The organism is Nonomuraea sp. NPDC050556 (assembly GCF_044457355.1).
Lineage (GTDB): Bacteria > Actinomycetota > Actinomycetes > Streptosporangiales > Streptosporangiaceae > Nonomuraea.
Window position 1 is genome coordinate 12069 of record NZ_JBITGU010000007.1, and the last position, 20069, is coordinate 32137.

12 protein-coding genes are annotated in these 20069 nt (G+C 70.8%); 8 read left to right on the forward strand and 4 right to left on the reverse strand.

The window, feature by feature from the left end; genetic code table 11:
- Positions 1 to 34: 34 nt before the first annotated feature.
- The 6 genes from ACIBG8_RS50320 (at position 35) to ACIBG8_RS50345 (ending at position 9124) form a co-directional block, all read left to right on the forward strand.
- Positions 35 to 1024: a hypothetical protein gene (locus ACIBG8_RS50320; protein ID WP_397350488.1), complete on the forward strand. Its 990-nt coding sequence runs from the start codon at positions 35 to 37 to the stop codon at positions 1022 to 1024.
- A gap of 134 nt (positions 1025 to 1158) precedes the next feature.
- Positions 1159 to 1431: a 30S ribosomal protein S20 gene (gene rpsT, locus ACIBG8_RS50325; protein ID WP_397350490.1), complete on the forward strand. Its 273-nt coding sequence runs from the start codon at positions 1159 to 1161 to the stop codon at positions 1429 to 1431.
- Positions 1432 to 1674: 243 nt separating this feature from the next.
- A complete protein-coding gene (locus ACIBG8_RS50330) occupies positions 1675 to 4887 on the forward strand; it encodes an FtsX-like permease family protein (RefSeq protein WP_397350492.1) in 3213 nt (1070 codons plus the stop codon).
- A complete protein-coding gene (locus ACIBG8_RS50335; RefSeq protein ID WP_397350493.1) occupies positions 4884 to 7505 on the forward strand; it encodes a hypothetical protein in 2622 nt (873 codons plus the stop codon). Before ACIBG8_RS50330 ends, ACIBG8_RS50335 begins: the two co-directional genes overlap by 4 nt.
- Positions 7498 to 8430, forward strand: coding sequence for an ABC transporter ATP-binding protein (locus ACIBG8_RS50340; protein ID WP_397350494.1), 933 nt, complete (start codon positions 7498 to 7500; stop codon positions 8428 to 8430). The genes ACIBG8_RS50335 and ACIBG8_RS50340 overlap by 8 nt, the downstream gene beginning before the upstream one ends.
- Entirely contained in the window at positions 8420 to 9124 is a 705-nt protein-coding gene (locus tag ACIBG8_RS50345; protein WP_397350495.1) for an ABC transporter ATP-binding protein, read from the forward strand. The genes ACIBG8_RS50340 and ACIBG8_RS50345 overlap by 11 nt, the downstream gene beginning before the upstream one ends.
- 366 nt (positions 9125 to 9490) lie before the next feature.
- On the opposite strand, the gene holA is transcribed toward ACIBG8_RS50345, so the two are convergent.
- Positions 9491 to 10474 (reverse strand): DNA polymerase III subunit delta, encoded by a 984-nt coding sequence (gene holA / locus ACIBG8_RS50350; RefSeq protein WP_397350862.1) that lies wholly within the window; start codon positions 10472 to 10474, stop codon positions 9491 to 9493.
- A 492-nt stretch (positions 10475 to 10966) separates the two neighbouring features.
- On the opposite strand from holA, the gene ACIBG8_RS50355 reads away from it, so the two are divergent.
- Positions 10967 to 11698 carry a helix-hairpin-helix domain-containing protein gene (locus ACIBG8_RS50355; RefSeq protein ID WP_397350496.1) on the forward strand — a complete coding sequence of 244 codons (732 nt, stop codon included), beginning with the start codon at positions 10967 to 10969 and terminating at the stop codon, positions 11696 to 11698.
- Positions 11699 to 12155: 457 nt separating this feature from the next.
- Complete coding sequence (locus ACIBG8_RS50360) at positions 12156 to 14906, forward strand: ComEC/Rec2 family competence protein (RefSeq protein WP_397350497.1); 2751 nt, start codon at positions 12156 to 12158, stop codon at positions 14904 to 14906.
- 415 nt (positions 14907 to 15321) lie between these two features.
- On the opposite strand, the gene ACIBG8_RS50365 is transcribed toward ACIBG8_RS50360, so the two are convergent.
- From ACIBG8_RS50365 to hflX, 3 genes are all read right to left on the reverse strand, one after another.
- Entirely contained in the window at positions 15322 to 16635 is a 1314-nt protein-coding gene (locus ACIBG8_RS50365; protein ID WP_397350499.1) for a DegV family protein, read from the reverse strand.
- Positions 16636 to 16638: 3 nt separating this feature from the next.
- Positions 16639 to 17847 carry an imidazolonepropionase gene (gene hutI / locus ACIBG8_RS50370; protein ID WP_397350500.1) on the reverse strand — a complete coding sequence of 403 codons (1209 nt, stop codon included), beginning with the start codon at positions 17845 to 17847 and terminating at the stop codon, positions 16639 to 16641.
- A 318-nt stretch (positions 17848 to 18165) separates the two neighbouring features.
- Entirely contained in the window at positions 18166 to 19584 is a 1419-nt protein-coding gene (hflX, locus tag ACIBG8_RS50375; protein ID WP_397350501.1) for a GTPase HflX, read from the reverse strand.
- Between the last annotated feature and the right edge of the window lie 485 nt (positions 19585 to 20069).

Below are 20069 nucleotides of genomic sequence, written 5' to 3' on the forward strand. Positions count from 1 at the left end.
TGAGGTCAAGCGTCTTCCATGGTGACATGTCCGGATGCTGATCCGGACCGTCCTCCGCCGCGGCCTGCGCCTGCTCGCGCTGGCATTGGCCGTCGTCGTCGCGCTGGCCGGTCTCCTCGCCGGCGCGCACCTCATCAAGTTTACCGGTGCGCCGGCGACTTGGGCGAAGAGCACCGGCAACGACGCTCTCTGGCTCGGCCACGCCTGGGTCGACGGCCGCAAAACCGAGCAGGACGTCAAGGACTTGGCGGTACGGCTACGCGCCACCGGCATCAAGGACGCCTACGTGCACAGCGGACCTTTCGCCAAGGACGGCACCCTGCAGCCCACCCAATACCCCGCCGCCCGAAATTTCGTTAGATGGTGGCGGCAGGAGCTCCCCCAGATCCGCCTCTCCGCCTGGCTCGGCCAGAAGGTCGACGACTACCTCGACCTGGACGACGCCACCACCAGGCAGAACGTCCTGACCAGCGTGCGGCAGGTGCTCCAGGAGGGCTTCGACGGCATCCACTACAACTTCGAGCCCATCGGCAGTGGCGACGAGGAGTTCCTCGACCTGCTCGACCGCACCAGGCCGCTCACCAAGCTGCTGTCCACCAGCACCCCGCAGATCGAGCCCTATCCCCTCATGCGCCCCCTGGCCCGCGTCCTGATAAGTCATGACAAGTATTGGTCGCAGGGCTACTTCGGCGAGGTCGCCAAACGCGTGAACCAGGTGGCGGTCATGACCTACGACTCCGGCATGCCGTTCAAGAGCCTGTACGGCGGGCACGTCGTACGCCAGGCGGAACTCGCCATGGACGTCACCCCCGCCACCACCTCGATCGTCATCGGCGCCCCCGCCTACCACGACCACGGCGTCGCCTACCTGGACAACGCGGAAAGCGTGGCCGTCGCGGCAGAGGCCGCCAAGCTCGCCCTGACCGGTCACGGCCGCCGCGAGGGCTTCGGTCTGGCGATGTACGTGGACTTCGCCGCCACCGAGGAGGACTGGAGCGAGTATCGCACCGGCTGGGCCGGATAGACTGGTGCACGCATCCGGTCGTTGATTTGAGCGACGACCTGGATTATTGGTACCCTGTACAACTGCGTGTGGCGCGCCCTCTGACCGAGCCCGCGCGCCCCATCCGATTCCAGATCTTCTTTTGAGGCTTCTTCGTGGCGAACATCAAGTCCCAGATCAAGCGTAACAAGCAGAACGAGAAGGCTCGTCTGCGCAACAAGGCCGTCAAGTCTTCCCTGAAGACCGCGGTGCGCAAGTTCCGCGAGGCCGCCGAGCAGGGCAATCTCGAGGAGGCCGCGGTGCTGCAGCGCGCTGCCGCCCGCCAGCTCGACAAGGCCGTCAGCAAGGGCGTCATCCACAAGAACCAGGCCGCCAACCGCAAGTCGGCGATCGCCAAGCAGGCCGCCTCCCTGGCTGCCGCCAAGTAACACCGCTCGTCGTCAGACGCCGCGCTCCCCTGGGGCGCGGCGTTCTTGGCGTTACCCGCGCGACGATACTTCGCGTGAATGAGTGAGAACATCCCCATTCTGTGCTTTTACTGTCACAATCTCGATATCACCGCAGCGTATCGGGTATGCAACCGTTGAGAAGATCGCCTTGCCCTTGTCCGACAAATCCTCAAAGGTGCTGTCAACGGGAGACAAGAGAGCGGGGTGCTCATGCGGGGGCGTGTGCCGTTGGTCATCAAGCGCGCCTTCAGCGAGCCCCTGCTCCTGCTGGCCGCCTTCGGCTCGATCCTCCTGGCCACCACCACGCTCGTCGCGCTGACCATGTACGCCTCCTCGATCGCCGAGGTGGGCGTCCGCCGGATCATGGAGACCGCGTCCCAGAGCACGATCTCGGCCACCGTCACCAGCTCGGTCACCGCCGAGACCTTCCCCAAGATCGACGCCGTCGTCCGCGACCAGGCCGTCAAGGCGTACGGCGGAGCCCCGCTGACGCTCTCGCTCAGCATCCGCTCCGACTCCTACGTGATGCCCGGCCAGGAGCGCCGCAAGAAGCCTGAACTCCTCAAGTTCGGCAGCTACGACGGCCTCGACCAGCACGCCAAGCTCGTCCAGGGCCAGTGGCCGTCGCCGGGGAACACGGGTGTCGTCGAGGCGGCGATCCCGCTCGCCGCCACCTCCAGCAGCGGCTTCAAGCTCGGGCAGACCTTCACCACCCGCAGCCGCCTGGACGGCAAGCCCGTCCAGGTGCGCATCAGCGGCGTCTTCCAGCTCGACGAGCCGTTCGGCGACCGATGGACCGGCGAGCAGCTGCTCAGCCGCGGCGTGGAGGTCGGCAGCTTCACCACCTACGGGCCGCTCATGGTGCCGCGCGAGACGTTCATGTCACGCTTCGCCACCCATGTCAGCGCGACCTGGACGGTCGTCCCCGACCTGCGTAATCTCACCCCGGAACAGCTCCGCCCGCTGGCCGAGGGCATCGCGCGGCTGCTGCCCGCGCTCAAGGACGCCGGATGTGACACGTGTACGGCCGGCAGCCGCCTGCCCGACATCCTCATCCAGCTCAACACCGCCTCGCTGGTGGCCCGCTCGACCATGCTGATCCCGGTCCTGCAGTTGCTGCTGCTCGCCGCCTACGCGCTGATGCTGACCGCGCGGCTGCTGGCCGACCACCGCCGCATGGAGGTGGCCCTGCTGCGCTCGCGCGGAGCGGGCTCGGTCACGCTCGCCTCGCTGGCCGGCGGTGAGGCGCTGCTGGTGGCCGTGCCGTGCGCGCTCATCGCGCCGTTTCTGGCCCCGCCGCTGCTCGCACTGGTCAACGCGCTGCCCTGGATCCAGGCCTCCGGCGTACGGCTGGCGCCCTCTGCCGACGTCGGGACGTTCGTCGTCTCGGTGAGCGTCGCGCTCGCCTCCGCCGTCCTGCTGGCGCTGCCCGCGCTGGCCGGGGCGCGCCGTACCTATGTCGAGGAGCAGTCGTCGCGTGGGCGCAGCGGCGGGCGCGGGCTCATCGAGCGCGCGGGCGCGGACCTGGCGCTGCTGGTGGTGGCCGGGCTGGCGATCTGGCAGCTCCAGCACTACGGCGCGCCGGTGACCGCCACCGCCTCGGGCGACCTGGGCATCGACCCGCTGATCATCTCCGGGCCCGCGCTGGCCCTGCTCACCGGCGGCATGCTGGGACTGCGCCTGGTGCCGCGCATCTCGAAGCTCGCCGAGCGGCTGACCACGCGCAGGCCGAGCCTGGCGCCCGCGCTCGGCGCCTGGCAGGTGAGCAGGCGGCCGCTGCGTTACGCGGGGCCCGCGCTGCTGCTGACGATGGCCATCGCGATCGGCATCGTCTCGATGTCGACGGCGGCCACGTGGCGCGGCTCGCAGCTCGACCAGGCCCGACACCAGGCGGGAGCAGACCTGCGCGTCTCCGGGCCGGCTGAGGAGCCCGAGCTCGGCTCGCTGGGCAGGGGGACGGCGTTCGCGTCCCTGCCTGGTGTGCGCGCGGCCGCTCCGGCGTTCCGCGGGCAGATCGAGTTCGGCGGCGAGGACGCCGTCCTGGTCGGGCTCGACGCCGACCGCCTCGGGGAGCTGTTCCAGCTCCGCCCCGACCTGTCGTCCTCGACGGTCGGCGAGATGGCCGCGGGGCTGCGCGCCGCCAGGCCGGAGTCCGGCACGCTGCCGATCCCCGGCCGTCCGAGGACGCTCGGCTTCGACGTGCGGGTCACGCGGGCCGGAGTGCCGCTGCAGGTCACGCTCTCCGACGGGCTGAACGTGTGGCACGAGGCGCAACTGCCGCCGCTCCAGGCCGGGCTCAACCACGTCGAGCTGGACCTCAGGCAGCTCGCGGGCAAGCGCGGCGCGCTCACCTACCCGCTGACCGTCCGCGCCTTCACCGCCCGCTCGGTGCCGGGCGTCACGGCCGTCAACGTCCTGACCATGGAACGGATCACCGCGGACGGCACGCCGCTCACCCTGCCCAAGGGCGCCCGGTGGGCGCAGAAGCGGCCGCAGGAGCAGCCGGTGGACGTCAGCTCCTTCGCGCTCAACGTCACCTGGAGCGAGGACGAGGAGTCCAGCACCTACGTGGCGCTGCCCGCGCCCGCCGGGCTCAAGGACGGCGACCTGTTCGCCGCGCCGCGCGCGCCGGAGGCGCTGATCAACAAGCCACTGCCCGTGGTGCTGACCGCCGCCCTGGCCGCCAAGCTCGGCCTGGCCGAGGGCAGGACGGCGGACATGACCATGGACCGCCTGCCCATCTCGGTCAAGGTGGCCGCGATCGTCGACCGGATGCCCACCACGGAGGCCACGCAGAACGGCGTGCTGGCCGACTGGACCTCGCTGCAGGGCCGCGCGCTCGCCGCCGGGCAGCTGGTCCGCCCGGCCACCGAGTGGTGGCTGTCGGCGGGCGGCGAGGACACCGGCAGGGCGGTGGCCGCCCTGCGCGGCAAGCCGGAGTGGAACGTCACCTACGTCGACCGCGTCGAGCTGGCCACCAAGCTCAGGGACGACCCGCTGGCCAGCGGCCTCCAGGGGGCGCTGATCCTCGGCTTCGCCGCCGCCCTGGTCTTCGCCGCGCTCGGCTTCCTGGTCAACGCGACCGTGGCGGCGCGCGAGCGGATGGGCGAGTTCACCATCCTGCGCGCGCTCGGCGTGAGCTTCCGCCAGGTGTTCGGGCTGCTGGCGATCGAGCAGGCGTTCATCATCGGGCTGTCGCTGGTCGCGGGGACCGTCCTGGCCGTCGTCGTCGGCGCGCTGGTCGTCCCGCACATCGTGCTCACCGGGCAGGCCTCGGCTGTGACGCCGGACGTGATCCTCGACATCCCGTGGCCGGCCACCGCCGCCATGCTCGCGCTCGTCGCGGCCGTGCTGTTCGCCATCGTCGCCGGGCTGGCGCGCAACCTGCGCAGGCAGGGGCTCGGCCGCGTGCTGCGCATCGGGGAGGACCAGTGAAGACCCTCGTTCTGGCCCGCGCGCACCTGGCGGCGGTAGCCGTACTGGGACTGCTCGCCCTGAGTGCGAGCCTGCTGGTCGCGGGGGCGCCCCGGGCGCTGCAGCAGGCCTACGACCAGGCGATGCGCTCCGGGCTGGCCGCCGCGCCGGCCGTACAGACCGATCTGGCCGTTCGTTTCCAGCCCTACGCGGCCGCCGACACGCTGTCGGGGCTCGACGCGTTCGAGATCAGGGACCGCGGTTTCCGCGAGGACCTGCCCGCGCAGCTCAAGCCGCTGGTGTCGGCGCCCGGTGTGGGCACCGGGCATATGAGCGCCAAGACGTTCGACACCCCGGTCACGGGGTCGCGGCACGACTTCGTCAACCTCGCGTGGCTGTCCGACGCGGACAAGCGGGTCGACTGGGTCAGCGGCTCCGCGCCCGGCGCGCCGACCTCGGTGAAGGGGCCGGAGGGCAAGCCCATCCCGCTGCTCGAGGTGGGCCTGCTCGACGAGGCCGTCACCAAGATGGGGATGAAGGTCGGCGACGTCAGGACGCTCGGAAACAGCGACCACGTCGCGATCAAGGTCGTCGGCGTCTTCCGTGCGAAGGACCCGGCCGACCGCTACTGGTCGCACAACGCCGACGTGCTGCACGTCAACCTGGTGCAGCAGCCGGGCGCCGCCGAGCTGGACCGCTACACGACCGTCCTGACCTCGACCGAGAGCCTCGGCTCGCTGAACGGCAAGGCCAGGCGGCTCGTCTACAGCTGGGTGTTCGCCTTCGACGCGACCAGGGCGGGCACGACCGACATCGAGGCGCTGACCGGCGCGGTGGCCGGATTCAAGCGGCTCGTCACGCTGACCGCCTCCGGCTACACCACCTTCACCCTCGACACCCGGCTGCCCGAGCTGCTCGCCGCCTTCAACGCCAAGCTGGCCACCGCGCAGACGGTGATGTTCCTCGTGCTCGGCGGGCTGCTGGTCGTGGGGATCGGCGTGATCGTGCTCGCCGTCCAGTTGCTGCTGGAGCGGCTGGACCCGGCGCTGACGCTGATCAGGGCGCGCGGCGGCTCGCTGCGCCAGGTGTCCTCGACGGGCACCGCGCTCGTCGCGCTGGCCGTCGCGCCGGGTGCGCTGGCCGGATTCGCGCTGTCCACGCTCGTGGCCGGTCCCGTCAGCCTGTTCGTGTACCTGGGGCCGGTGCTGGTCCTGCTCGCTTCGACCGCTTTCGCCGCTGTACGGCTGGCGCTGACCCACGTCGCGCCGCTCCACGAACGGCGCGGCGACGTGGCCACCGCCAGGCCGTCGGCCAAGCGGATCACGCTCGAGGTGCTGGTGGTCGGCCTGGCGCTGACCGGGGCGTACCTGCTGCGCTCGCGCGGGCTGACGACCTCGGTGGCGCGGCAGGGGCAGGACCCGTTCCTGCTGCTGGTGCCGGTCGCGCTGACCGTGGCGGCGGCGCTCGTCACGCTGCGCTGTTATCCGTACCCCCTGCGGTTGATCGTCAGGGCGGCGGCGCGCGGTCGCCTGGCGGTGCCGTTCCTGGGGCTGACCAGGGCGGCGCGGGCGCGGTCGTTCACGGCGCTGCCGGTGCTGATCCTGCTGCCCGCGCTGGCGGTGTCGGTGTTCGCCTCGGTGGTGTCCAGCGGCATCACCACCACCCAGGAGCTGGCCGCCTGGCGCAAGGTCGGCGCGCCGATCAAGGTGACGCTCGACGGGGAGCTGCCCGCCGCCGCCGTGGAGAAGGTCAGGCGGCTCGCCGGTGTCGACCTGGTCGTTCCCGCGCAGACCGGGCGGGTGCAGGTGGGGTTCGGCGGCGAGCGGGCGCAGATCATCGCCGTCGACCTGGCCGCCTGGCAGCGGACGCTGGACGGTTCCCCGCTCACGCTGCCGTCCCTGACCGGGTCCGGCATCCCAGCGCTGGTCTCCAAGGATCTGGCCGGGCGCGGGACGATGGAGATCGGCTGGCAGAGCCGGATGAAGGTGGAGACCAGGGGCGTCATCGACGCCGTGCCCGGGTTCTTCACCTCGGGCAAGTTCATGGTGGTGCCGCTGAGCGCGAACCAGGCGGGTGGCACCCGGGTCCAGGTGAACACGCTGCTGATCGCCGGGTCGGTCTCCGGCGACGCCGTGGCTCGTGCGCTGGCCGTACCGAGGGCTGTGGTGGAGTCGCAGGCGACCGTCCTAGCGGACATTCAGCACGATCCCCTGACAGATACCATCAGAACCACCCTGGTGGTGGTCACGGTCGCCCTGGCCGTCTACGCCCTCATCGCAGTGATCATCGCGCTGGTGATCAGCGCGGCCGACCGGGGACGGGCGGTGTCGTTCCTGCGGACCCTCGGACTGTCGGCCGGGCAGGCGCAGCGCCTGACCGTGCTGGAGATCTCCCCCATGATCGTCCTGACCGCGCTGGCCGGGCTGGCGCTCGGCCTCGGGCTGCCCGCCGCGCTCGGACCAGGGGTGGACCTGTCCTCCTACACCGGCGACGTCGCCGTCGGCAGCTACGACCTCGACCTGTTCACACCGACCTTGCTGGCCGCCGGACTCACCGCCGTCGCGGTGGGCGGGGCCTACGTGCACACAGCCATCAGCCGCCGGCGCAGCCTCGGCTCAGTTCTACGAGTGGGTGACTAGATTGAACCCGACCCTGTCCGAGCTGGAAGCCGATGCCAGCAGGCAACGGGCCGCATTCGGGGGCGACGCGCACATCGTCTGCGACAACCTCGTCCGCATCTACAAGACCGAGGGCGTCGAGGTCGTCGCCCTGCAGGGGCTCGACCTGCTCATCCAGAAGGGCGAGCTGATCGCCATCGTCGGCGCGTCGGGCTCGGGCAAGTCGACGCTGCTCAACGTGCTGTCCGGGCTCGACATCCCCACCGCGGGCGTGGCCAAGGTGGCGGGCACCGACCTGCTGTCCATGACCGCCAAGGACCGGCTGCGCTACCGGCGCGAGGTCGTCGGGTTCATCTGGCAGCAGACCGCGCGCAACCTGCTCCCCTACCTGACCGCGCGGGAGAACGTCGAACTCCCCATGAAGCTGGCCGGCAAGGCCCGATCCGGGCGGGCTCTGCAGTTGCTGGAGATGCTCGGCGTCGACTACTGCGCCGGCCGCAAGCCCTCCGAGATGTCCGGCGGCGAGCAGCAGCGGGTCGCCATCGCCGTCGCGCTGTCCAACTCGCCCCAGCTCATCCTCGCCGACGAGCCCACCGGCGAGCTCGACAGCGACACCTCGGAAGAGGTGTTCGACGCGCTGCGCAAGGCCAACAGGGAGCTCGGCGTCACCGTCGTCATCGTCACGCACGACTCGCTCGTGTCCGAGCAGGTCGACAGGACCATCGGCATCCGCGACGGGCGCACCTCCAGCGAGACCCTGCGCCGCGAGGGCGCCGAGGGGCAGATCATCGCCGAGGAGTACGCGGTGCTCGACCGCGTCGGGCGCCTGCAACTGCCGCGCGACTTCATGAACGCCCTGGAGATGGAGCGCAGGGTCCGTCTCGAACTCGAATCGGACCACATCGGGGTGTGGCCGTCTCGTGAGGAGTCTTCCGATGACAAGTGAACCGCTGGTCGAGGTCGAAGGCCTGCGCAAGGTCTACCGCACCGGGCCCAAGGAGGTCGTCGCGCTGCGCGAGGTGACCTTCAAGGCGTATCCGGGCGAGCTCATCGCGATCAGGGGGCGGTCGGGGTCGGGCAAGACGACGCTGCTCAACCAGATCGGCGGGCTGGACAAGCCGGACGCGGGGCGGGTGGTGGTGGCGGGAAAGGAGGTCACGTCCCTGTCCGAGGAGGGGCTGCTGGAGCTGCGGCGGGACGTGGTCGGGTTCGTGTTCCAGTCGTTCGGGCTGATCCCGGTGTTGTCGGCGGCCGAGAACGTGGGGGTGCCCATGCGGCTCACCAGGACGGCGGTGGACGAGCGGGAGAAGCGGGTGCGGATGTTGCTGGCCTTGGTGGGGCTCGAGCAGCATGTCAACCAGCGGCCGTACGAGCTGTCCGGGGGGCAGCGGCAGCGGGTGGCCATTGCTCGGTCGCTGGCTAACCGGCCGCGGTTGCTGGTGGCTGACGAGCCTACGGGGCAGTTGGACTCGCAAACGGGGCGGCAGATCATGCAGTTGATCAGGGCGTTGGTGCGTAGTGAGGGGGTTACGGCGTTGGTGGCCACGCACGACCCCAGCTTGATCACGCTGGCGGACCGGGTGCTGGAGATCAACGACGGGACTGTGCGCGAGGCGGAGCCGGTACTTCAGGAGTCCTAGGCGTTCCCCGATGGACGCGCGTCCCCCACGGGACTGCCGCGTCCCCCGGGGGGCGTACCGCGTCCCCGGCGGGATTGCCGCATAACCCGCGGGATTGCCGCATCCCACGCGGGGGACACCGCGTCCCATGCGGGGGTCTTCCGCGCCCCGGCAGGGTTGCCGCATCACCCGGCGAGGCCTACCGCATCCCCGGCGAAGCCTGCCGCATCACCCGCGGGGTTGTCGCCTCACCCCGCGCACGCCCTCAGGTTGGCCGCCTCACCCCGGACATGCCCCAGACAACCGCCTCACCCCGCGCACGCGCGTCCCCCGGGTTGCCCCCGGGCGGCCGCCTCACCCCGCGGCCAGCCGTACCCCCGCGTGAACTCAGCGCCCCGTCCGACTGGCCACGATGGTCTGAACGGCATGCTCCAACGCATACGCCGGATCCGCCCCACCCCCCTTGACCTGCTCGTCCGCCGAAGCCACCGCCTGCAACGCCCGCGACAACCCCTCAGGCCCCCACCCGTTGAGCTGCCGCCGCACCCGATCCACCTTCCACGGCGGCATCCCCAGATGGCTGGCCAACTGCCCGCCCCGAAGATTGCGCGGCGCCCCACCCACCTTCGCCAGCCCCCGCAACCCCCCGGCCAGCGCACTGACCAGCAACACCGGCGCCGTACCCGTGCCCAACGCCCACCGCAACTGCTCCAACGCGTCAGCGAGCCGCCCCTCCACGGCAGAGTCAGCCACGGTGAACCCACTCACCTCCGCCTGCCCCTTGTGGTAACGCGCCACCGCCTCCAGCGTGATCGTCTTGTCATGCGTGTCGAACGCCAGCTGATTGCACGCCGCCGCCAGCTCACGCAGGTCGTGCCCCACCGCATCCAGCAGCGCCTGAGCCGCGTCGGAAGCGATCCCCCGCCCAGCCCGCTTGACCTCGCTCTTGATGAAGTCAAGCCGCTCGCCGGCCTTGGTCACCTTGTTAACGGTGACCACATGCGCCCCAGCCTTCTTGACCCCGTCGACCAGCGCCTTGCCCTTCACCCCACCGGGATGCACCAACACCAGAACGGTGTCATCCGACGGATTCCCCGCATAGGCGACAACCTCCGCGATGACATCCTTGCCAAGATCCTGAGCGTTCCTGATCACCAGCACCGTACGGTCACCAAAGAGCGACGGTGACGACAACCGCGTCAACTCCCCAGGGTCCACCTTGCCGCCGAACAGGTCATGCACCTCAGCCGCCTGATCAGCCGCCCGCGCCGCGGCCACCACGCCGCTCACCGCCCGGTCCGCCAGCAGTTCCTCATCGCCGAGGACCAAAGTTACAAGTGCTGGATCGCTTCCCGCCATGCCGTGCAGCATGCCATGCCCCACCGACAACCCGCGCCACCTCCCCCAACAACCCTCCCCAACTCCCCCCACCCCGGCTCCCCAAGCCCCTCCCCAACACTCCCCTAACCCGGCTCCCCCGACGCTCCTCCCAACCGAGCTCCCCCAGCCAACTCCAACCCCTGCCAAACCCCTACCGAGCCCTCGCCATGACCCACCACCCACCCCTCGCCCTTGGCTCTACCCACCGCCCAACCCTCGCCCTTAGCTCTCATCCAGCCGTTTCCCGCATGACCTCCTGCTCACCACCATCCGCCCAGCCCCGCCTCCACCGGCCCGCACCTTCCCCGCCCAGCCCCGCCTCCACCACCCACCCGCACCCCGCATTAACCCGCCTCACCCCGCCTAGCACCCCCGTGCCCCACTACCTCGCCCGTCCACAGGCCCACCCCGCCAAAGCCCGCCCGTCCACAGAACCCCGCTCGCCCGCTTCGTCCAAACCCCTCTCCGCCTACCGTCTCGGGCGTGCGCACCCCCGACCCCACCTCGGAGCAGACGATCGCCGAGTCCCGCCTGCGCTCGATCACCACCCCGGCCACCGGCGTGCGCCCGCCCAACATCCCCCAGTCCTTCCAGGCCTTCCGCACAGCCATCTCCACCCAGGCACCCACCCTCGACCCAGGCCGCCCCGCCGTACGCATCCTCCTGATCCTGGCCGTCATAGCCGCCCTGGCAGGCGCCATCTACGCCTGGCAATCCCAACCCACCCCCGCCCCACTCCCCCCGCCACCATCCCCCACAGCCCCACCCACACCCGCCCAAGCCCCCACCCCCACAACAGGCGTGACCATCCACGTGACAGGCAAGGTCCGCCACCCAGCCGTCTACACCCTGCCCACCGGCGCCCGAGTAGCCGACGCAGTGGAGGCGGCAGGCGGCGTACGCCCAGGAGCCTCCACCGGCACCATCAACCTCGCCAGACGCCTAATGGACGGCGAACAAATAATCGTCGGCGCCCCAGCACAACCAGGCACACAACCAGCCCCAGCCCAAGACCCCGCCAGCACGATCCTCGACCTCAACACCGCCACCCCAGACCAACTCGAACAACTCCCCGGCGTAGGAGAGGTCCTGGCCCAACGCATAACCGACTACCGCACAGCCCACGGCGGCTTCCGCTCAGTGGACCAACTCCGCGAAGTCACCGGCATCGGCCCCCGCAAATACGAAGAAATCAAACCCAAGGTCCACACCTAACGCCCCAACCCCACGCCTAACGCCCCACCCCACGGCCTCACATCTCCCACCCACGCCCGCACCCAGCCCCAAGAGCAGCGCACTGTAGCCCTACCTCCACGCACACCCACCCCGGCACCCCCGCGCACGCCGTTGTCCCTAGACCAGCGCCCGCAGGCCCAGTCCCTAGACCAGCACACAACCGCGGGTCCCACCCACCGCCCCACACGTCCCACGTCCCGCCCGCGCCCCAACCCCGAGCCGTCCACACACACCCGCACCAGCGCCCTATAGGCCCGTCCACGCCTGCACAGCCCGCCCTACTCCCCGCGCTGATGCCTCCAACCCACGCACACCCTCAACCACGACCTCGACCGGCCATCCCAGCCCGACCACGCGCTCTGGCACGCCATGCCATCGGCCAACCGAGCAGTGCCACCACCGTCATCGAGTCCAAGCCACCCGAAGGGAGCCACGAGTGACGTCCACAGATGACGCCCTGAGGTCGCCGCACTCGTGGACCCTCGCCCTCCCCGCCATCTCCGCCTGGGCCTGCGCCCTGGCCCTCCTCGGCGCGCCCGCAGCCCTCGGTGCCGCCGTCTCCCTGACCGCCGCCCTCAGCGCCCTCGCCATTGCACTCTGCACGCGCGGCACCCCCACGCCCCGCCGTACCAAACCCAGCCCTCTACACGCCTGGCCACCCGTCACCAACCACCTGACCGCCCTGTGGACCTGGATCCACGCACAACCAATGAAGACAGTCAGGGCAGACGTCCGATCCCTACGCCTCTGGCGCAACACGCTGATCGCCGTCCTCGGCTGCTCAGCCGCCGCCTCGGCCGCCGTCGCCTTCCGGGTCCATGCCGTCACGACCAGCCCCGTAACCGCACTCGCCACCCGAGGCGCCACCGTAACCGCCGACATCGAACTCACCGACGACCCCCGCATCCGCCCCAGCCGCGCCGCGTTCATGCGTGACAGCATCGTGGTAGAAGCCACAACCCTGACGATCCAGACGGGCACCGTACGGCAGGCCGTACGCGCCCCGATCGTGATCTTCGCCTCAGGAAGTGTGTGGCGGACCCTCCTCCCCAGTCAGCAACTCCACGTCACCGGCCGCCTGGCCCCCTCCGACCCAGGCAACCTCACCGCCGCGATCCTCCTGGTCCGCGGCCCCCCGCGGATCCTGACCGGACCCTCGCGACTCCAAGCGGTCGCCGGGGAGCTGAGGGCTGGGCTGCGAACGGCCTCCGACGTGCTCCCGCCCGACCAGCGCGGCCTCCTGCCCGGCCTCGTCGTGGGTGACGTGTCACGTATGGACCCCCACGTCACGGCAGACCTCAAGGAAGCGGGCCTCAGCCACCTCAACGCCGTAAGCGGCGCGAACCTCGCCATCGTGGCTGGCGCCGCTCTCGCGCTGTCACGGCTCGCGGGGCTGCCACTGGCCGCAAGGGCAGTGATCGCCGCCATCGCCATGCTGGCGTTCGCAGTGGTGGCGAGGCCGTCGCCGAGCGTGCTGCGTGCGCTCCTCATGGGCCTGACCGCCGCGATCGCCCTCGGCACGGGCCGCGCGAAGGACGGCGTCGCCGCGCTGTCCTGCTCGGTGCTGCTTCTGATCATGTTCGATCCGGAGCTTGCAAGGTCGTACGGCTTCGCGCTGTCGGTCTGCGCCACGGCTGGCATCCTGCTGCTCGCGCCTCGATGGCGCGACCGCCTGGCCGTACGCCTCCCCCGATGGGCCGCCGAGGCCATCGCCGTACCCGCGGCGGCTCAGGCGGCCGTGACGCCCGTATTGGTGCTGATGTCCGGGCAGTTGACGCTCGTCGCAGTGCCAGCGAACCTCCTCGCGGGGCCGGCCGTCGCGCCCGCAACCCTGCTCGGGTTCGCCGCCGCCCTGATCGCCCCGTTCTGGACGTCCGCTGCCCAGTTGGTCGTACGGCCTGCCGGGTACGCGGTCGGCTGGATCATCCTGGTGGCGCAACACGCCGTCCAGATGCCCTTCGCCACGGCACCGTGGCCGGGCGGCCTCGCGGGGCTGGCGATGCTGGCCGTCGCGGTGGCGATCGCCGTACCGATCCTGAGACGCGCCTCGTGGCGGTGGATCGTGGCCACTCTGACGGTGGCCGCGCTGATCGGCGTGCTCGCCGTGGGACCCGTCGTGTCGTCGTGGCCGGCGGCGCGGTGGCTCATGGTGGCATGTGACGTGGGCCAGGGGGACGGGCTCGTCGTGTCAGCGGGTCCCGGCCGGGCGGTGGTGGTGGACACGGGGCCGGATCCGGTGGTCATGGACCGCTGCCTGCGCGACCTCGACGTGACGGAGATCCCACTGCTGATCCTCACCCACCCCCACGCCGACCACATCGGCGGCCTCGCCGGCGCCGTCCGAGGCAGACGCGTCGGGACCATATTGGTCAGCCCCCGCCACCCACCAACCCAACGAGACCTCACACCGAGCGGTACGGACAACGCGGCGATCCAACCTCTGCCCCTCGCCTCAGCCACCCAGGGACAGGCCACCGACAAGACCTCTACAAGACCGACGAACACCCGCCCAGCCCTCACCACCCCGGGAGGCACCCTCACCCCATCGAACAACTCCGACACATCAGACAGCACCCTCTCCACGCCAGGGATCAGCACTGGCCTGCCAGCGATCAGCCCTGCTCTGTCAGGGCTCAGCCCTGCCCTGTCGGAGAGCGGCCTTGCCTCGCCGAGGGACGGAGTGAAGGTTCAGGCTGCGCTCGGTGGAGCGGTGAGTTGGCAGGTGGCTGTGCCGGGTGCGCGATGGGTGTTCGGACCGTCGGAAGTGACCGTACTCGCTCCCGACGGTTCCGACCCCGCAGACGACGGGCCGGGAGAAGGCAGCGTGCTCAACAACTCGAGCGTCGTGGTGATGGTGCGGTGGCGGGCGGGGACCGCGCTGCTCAGCGGCGACATCGAGACAGAGGCACAGGCTGAGCTGCTCCAGAAGGCGGCGCCGAGGGCGGACATCCTGAAGGTCCCGCACCATGGATCGGCTCGGCAGGATCCGGCGTTCCTCGCGGCTGTGGGTGCTCGGGCGGCGTTGATCAGCGTCGGTGCGGACAACGACTACGGGCATCCGGCACCGGTGACGCTTGGGGCGTTGCAACGCTTCGGAGCCACCGTGTACCGAACGGACCTGTCGGGCGACCTCGCAGTGGTGGACCAGGACGGCCACTTAGCCGTGATCGCCAGAGGCAAACGCTGACACCGCACCCCTACCCGGGGGGTGAGCACGAGCGTTGCGGCGCGCCAGACACGAGACACAGCCCCGGAGGCCGCACCCAGGGGGGCCGATGGGCGTGAGGTGATCGTCGGGGCGGGGTGCTGCGGGCGTGAGGGCGTGAGCCGATGGTCGGCGCGGGGAGTTGTGGGCGCAGGGGCGCGAGGGCGCGGAGGGGTGATCGGCCCAGGGGCAGGGCGCGAGGGCGCGAGGGCGGGGAGGGCGGGGAGGGCGGGGAGGGGTGGTAGGCCCACGGGCGAGGCACGGTGCGCTGGGCGAGGGGCGCGCGAGGCGCGAGGCGCGCGGAGGGGTGGTGGGCGCGGGGACGGCGGGCGGTGGCGGGACGGTGGGCGCAGGGGCGCGGGGGTGGTGGGGCGGGGTGGTGGTGATGGGGGTGGGGTTAGGGGGTGGGGCTGATGGTTAGGCCGAGCATGCCGGGGCCTACGTGGGCGCCTATCACGGTGCCCAGCTCTACCACCATCAGGGTGGCCAGGTTGGGGAGGCGTTGGCGGAGGTGGTCGGCCAAGGCGTTCGCTCGATCCAGGGCTGCTACGTGTTGTACGGCTACCTCTACCTCGGACAGGCCTGCGGCGTCCACCGCCAGGTCTTCCAGGCGGGCGATTCCTCTGGCGGCTGTTCTGACCTTTTCGAGGGGGGAGATCTTGCCGTCGGTTATGTGGAGGAGGGGTTTGATGTGGAGGGCTGAGCCGACCAGGGAGGCGGCGGCGCCTATGCGGCCGCCTCTGCGGAGGTACTCCAGGGTGTCCACGTAGAAGAACGTGCGGGTGGTGCTGGCTCGGTGGCGGGCTGTGGCGGCTACCTGTTCCAGGGAGGCGCCTGCTTTGGCTGCCTGGGTGGCGGCCAGTACGGGGAAGCCCAGGCCCATGGCTATGGAGCGGGTGTCCACGACCTCCACCGGGATGGGGGCGTCGCGGGCGGCGATCTTGGCTGCGTCGGCTGTGCCTGACAGGTCTCCGGACAGGTGGATGGAGACCACGCCTGTCGCACCACGGGCGGCCGCCTCGGTGTACGCCTCCAGGAACCGCTCGGGGGATGGGCGGGAAGTGGTTATGGGTGAGGGGCGAGGGGTCGCCGTGGAGGGCCCGGGTGGGGAGGGTCGTGCGGGTGAGGATGGGGGGCCGTCTGGTGACGCGGCGGCTGCGAGGGAGGGGGACGGTCTGCCAGGTGGGGTGGATGGCGGCTCGCCGCGCGAGGTGGTGGTTGGGGAGGGCGAGCCACCAGACGCGGCGGCGGCGCTGGTCGGGGACGGCGAATCGCCGGACGGGGCGGCGGTTGACGGGGTGCCCAAGAAACCGGCTGGCGGGGCGTCCGAGAGAGCGGCTGGTGGAGTGGCCGAGGGGGCGGCTGGTGGGGTGCCCAAAACAGCGGCTGGTGGAGTGGCCGAGGGGGCAGCTGGCGGGGTATCCGAAACAGCGGCTGGTGGGGTGCCCCACACTGCGGCTGGTGGGCTGGCCGAGGGGGCGGTTGGGGTGGTGGGCGGGGTGCCCGAGGGAGCGGCTGGCGGGCCGGCGGCGGGAGTGGCGGCCGGTGCGGGAGATCCGGCGGCGGGAGCCAGGTGGGGCCAGGGGAGGGTGGTGGGGGTCATGGGGAGGTCGTCGTAAGAGCGGCCGCCGATGATGACCTGCAGAGGCACCACCAGAACGCGCGAGTCCGCCGCCAGATACGAGCTCGAGTCCGTGACGATGAAGATCATCGGCTACTGGACAGGGGTTCCACCCCGCCACACCCGGCGCGGCTTGAGGCCGAAGGACCAGGCGAACGCGCCCTCGTGATCAGCGTCCCACTGCACGATGTCGGCCAGCCGCCCGGGCGCGAGCACCCCGCGGTCCGGCGCGCCGAGTACGGTCGCCCCGCCCAGAGTCGCCGCGCGCAGCGCGTCGCCCACGGACATGCCGAACGCCGCTACCGCCATCGCGATGACCAGCGACATCGAGGTGATCCCGCAGTGTCCGGGGTTGTGGTCGCTGCCGAGCGCTACCGTCACGCCCTGGCTGATCATCCGACGGACCGGAGGGACGCTGCCGCGGCCCATGGCGGTCGCGGGGCAGACCACGGCAGGCACGCCGTACCTGGACATGATCGCGATGTCCTCGTCCGACGTGTGGTGGAGGAGGTCGGCGGAGGCGCAGCCGAGTTCGGCGGCGAGCTGTACGGCTCCGCGGCGCGAGTAGGCGCCGGCGTGGATGCGCGGCAGCAGGCCGACGTTGCGGCCGGAGGCGAGGACCCAGCGGGCTTCCTCGGTGGTGAAGTGGCCCTCGTCGCAGTAGACGTCGACGCTGTCGGCACCGGCAGCGGCCGCGTCGGCGCACCAGGAGCCCACGGCTTCGACGTAGTCGCGCTGGCGGCCGAAGTACTCGGGCGGCACGACGTGCGCGGCGAGGAACGTGACGTGCACCCGCGGCATCATCGGCTCCTTCTCCAGCTCGCGCAGGAGCCGCACGTCGGCGAGCTCGCCGTCGCGGGTGAGGTGGTAGCCGGTCTTGGCCTCGACCGTGGTGGTGCCGCTGAGCAGCCAGGAGCGCAGCCGTTCGCGCACGCCGTTGCAGAGCGTCCAGGGGTCGGTGCCGCGCGTCACGGTGACGGTCGAGCCGATGCCGCCGCCCGCTGCGTTGATCGCCGAACTAGACGAGCCACCGGAGCGCATGGCCATTTCGGCGTAACGGTTGCCCGCGTAGACGGGGTGCGTGTGGGCGTCGATGAGGCCGGGCGTGACGAGCGCGCCGCCGAGGTTCTCCACGTGGTCGACGTCGACGATGTCGTCGACGACACCGGGCACGCTCTGCGGGAGGTCCGCCGCACGCCCCACCCAGGCGATGCGGTCGTTGTGGACGAGGATGGCCGCGTTGCTGAGGACGTCGTTGCCGGTCCACAGGCGGCCGATGTTGGTCAGCAGGCGAACGGTCACCGCATCACCGCCCCCGTAAGAGCGCAGCACTCAGCACGCGGCGGGTGCACCGCGCCCACTGAGTCCGCTCCGGGTCCGGACGGCATGGGGGTCTCCTGCTCTCATCCCGCTGAAGAGCCGCCGGACTCATGATCCGGCGATTCAGTTCAGTTACGTTATTTCACAGGTCCGTCGGCTGTACAGGCTTATTCGGAAGAAATCACACGCATCACGCGTCCCTGCAGCAGCCATCGGTCGGAATGCTTGGCTCATCCTAGCAATCAGGCCGCGCGAGAACCATAAGCCGGTACGGCGAGAGCCGTACCGGCAAAGGATTGGTCAGACGCGCTCGACCGGCTTGGCCACCTTTTCCAGCTCGTGGTAAAGGCTGGGCAGCACCCGGGCGTGCAGGACGGTGCCGTCCTCGGTGTGGTCGACCGAGAGCACCTCGCCCTCCTTGTGCGCGCGCGAGATCAGGTCGCCCCTGTCGTAGGGGACCAGCAGCGTCACCTCGAGGTCGAGCCTGGGCAGCTCGCGCTCGATGACCGCCATGAGCTCCTCGATGCCGGCGCCCGTCCTGGCCGAGACGACGATGCTGTTGCGCTCGCGGCGCTGCAGCCTGTCGATCACGTCCTGGTCGGCCGCGTCCGCCTTGTTGATCACCACGATCTCGGGCACGTCGAGCGCGCCGTCGATCTCGGAGAACACCTCGCGGACCGCTACCAGCTGGCCCTCGGGGTCGGGGTGGGAGCCGTCGACCACGTGCAGGATCAGGTCGGCGTCCGCGACCTCCTCCAGCGTGGAGCGGAACGCCTCGACCAGCTGGGTCGGCAGGTGCCGCACGAAGCCGACGGTGTCGGCGATCGTGAACAGCCTGCCCTCAGGTGTGCGCGACTTGCGCACGGTCGGGTCGAGGGTGGCGAACAACGCGTCCTCGACCAGCACGCCCGCACCGGTGATGCGGTTGAGCAGCGAGGACTTGCCGGCGTTGGTGTAACCGGCGATCGCGACGGCCGGGACCTCGCGGCCCTGGCGGTGCGCGCGCATGGTGTCACGCGCGACCGACATGCCGGCGATCTGGCGGCGCAGCTTGGCCATCCGCTCGCGGATGCGGCGGCGGTCCAGCTCGATCTTCGTCTCACCGGGGCCACGGCCACCGATGCCCACGCCGCCGGCGGCACGGCCACCGACCTGCCTGGACAGGTTGCCACCCCAGCCGCGCAGGCGCGGCAGCAGGTATTGCAGCTGGGCCAGCTCGACCTGGGCCTTGCCCTCGCGGCTCTTGGCGTGCTGGGCGAAGATGTCGAGGATCAGGGCGGTCCTGTCGATCACCTTGACCTTGACGATCTCTTCCAGCTCGCGCAGCTGCGCGGGGGTCAGCTCACCGTCGCAGATGACGGTGTCGGCGCCGGTCGCCTCGACCACGTCACGCAGCTCGAGCGCCTTGCCCGAGCCGATGTAGGTGGCGGAGTCCGGCTTCTGGCGCCGCTGGATGAGGCCTTCGAGCACTTCCGAGCCCGCGGTCTCTGCCAGCAGTTTCAGTTCGAGCAGGGAGTTGTCGGCGTCGACCGCCGTTCCCGTGGTCCAGACGCCGACGAGTACGACCCGCTCCAGCCGCAGCTGCCGGTATTCGACCTCGGTGACGTCCTGCAGTTCGGTGGAAAGACCAGCCACACGCCGCAGCGCCTGGCGCTCTTCTAGATCGAGTTCACCGGTCTCGAAATCGGATATACGGGTTTCGTTCTGCATTCGTGTCATCTCTACTAGGGAACGTCGGGACACCGCAGTGTCTTCCCTGATGGTGACACGACGCACCGACAAGCTTCATCCCCTTATCGGGGCAACACGCTCACGTCGATCTTGGTGAACGACCCGAGAGGACTGGCGACACCGCATTTCAGACAACAAAGGCCCAAACAGGGCTTGGGCCGGTGGCCGGGGCCTGGGGCTGGAGTCGGGGTCGGGGCATGAGGTCGGGGCATGGGGTCGGGGCCAGGGGCCCGGGGTCGGGGGCCCGGGGTCGGGGGCCCGGGGTCGGGGGCCCGGGGTCGGGGGCCCGGGGTCGGGGGCCCGGGGTCGGGGGCCCGGGGTCGGGGGCCCGAGGTCGGGGGCCCGAGGTCGGGGGCCCGAGGTCGGGGGCCCGAGGTCGGGGGCCCGAGGTCGGGGGCCCGAGGTCGGGGGCCCGAGGTCGGGGGCGGGGCTTGGGGCTGGGGCTGGGGACAGCCGGGTCGCAGACAGCGGGA

What these genes read in the sequence shown, in the direction of transcription:
- ACIBG8_RS50320 (WP_397350488.1), top strand. Translation starts at nt 35, where the DNA reads ATGCTGATCCGGACCGTCCTCCGCCGCGGCCTGCGCCTGCTCGCGCTG.
- ACIBG8_RS50345 (WP_397350495.1), top strand. Translation starts at nt 8,420, where the DNA reads ATGACAAGTGAACCGCTGGTCGAGGTCGAAGGCCTGCGCAAGGTCTAC.
- holA (WP_397350862.1), bottom strand. Translation starts at nt 10,474, where the DNA reads ATGCTGCACGGCATGGCGGGAAGCGATCCAGCACTTGTAACTTTGGTC.
- ACIBG8_RS50365 (WP_397350499.1), bottom strand. Translation starts at nt 16,635, where the DNA reads ATGATCTTCATCGTCACGGACTCGAGCTCGTATCTGGCGGCGGACTCG.
- hflX (WP_397350501.1), bottom strand. Translation starts at nt 19,584, where the DNA reads ATGACACGAATGCAGAACGAAACCCGTATATCCGATTTCGAGACCGGT.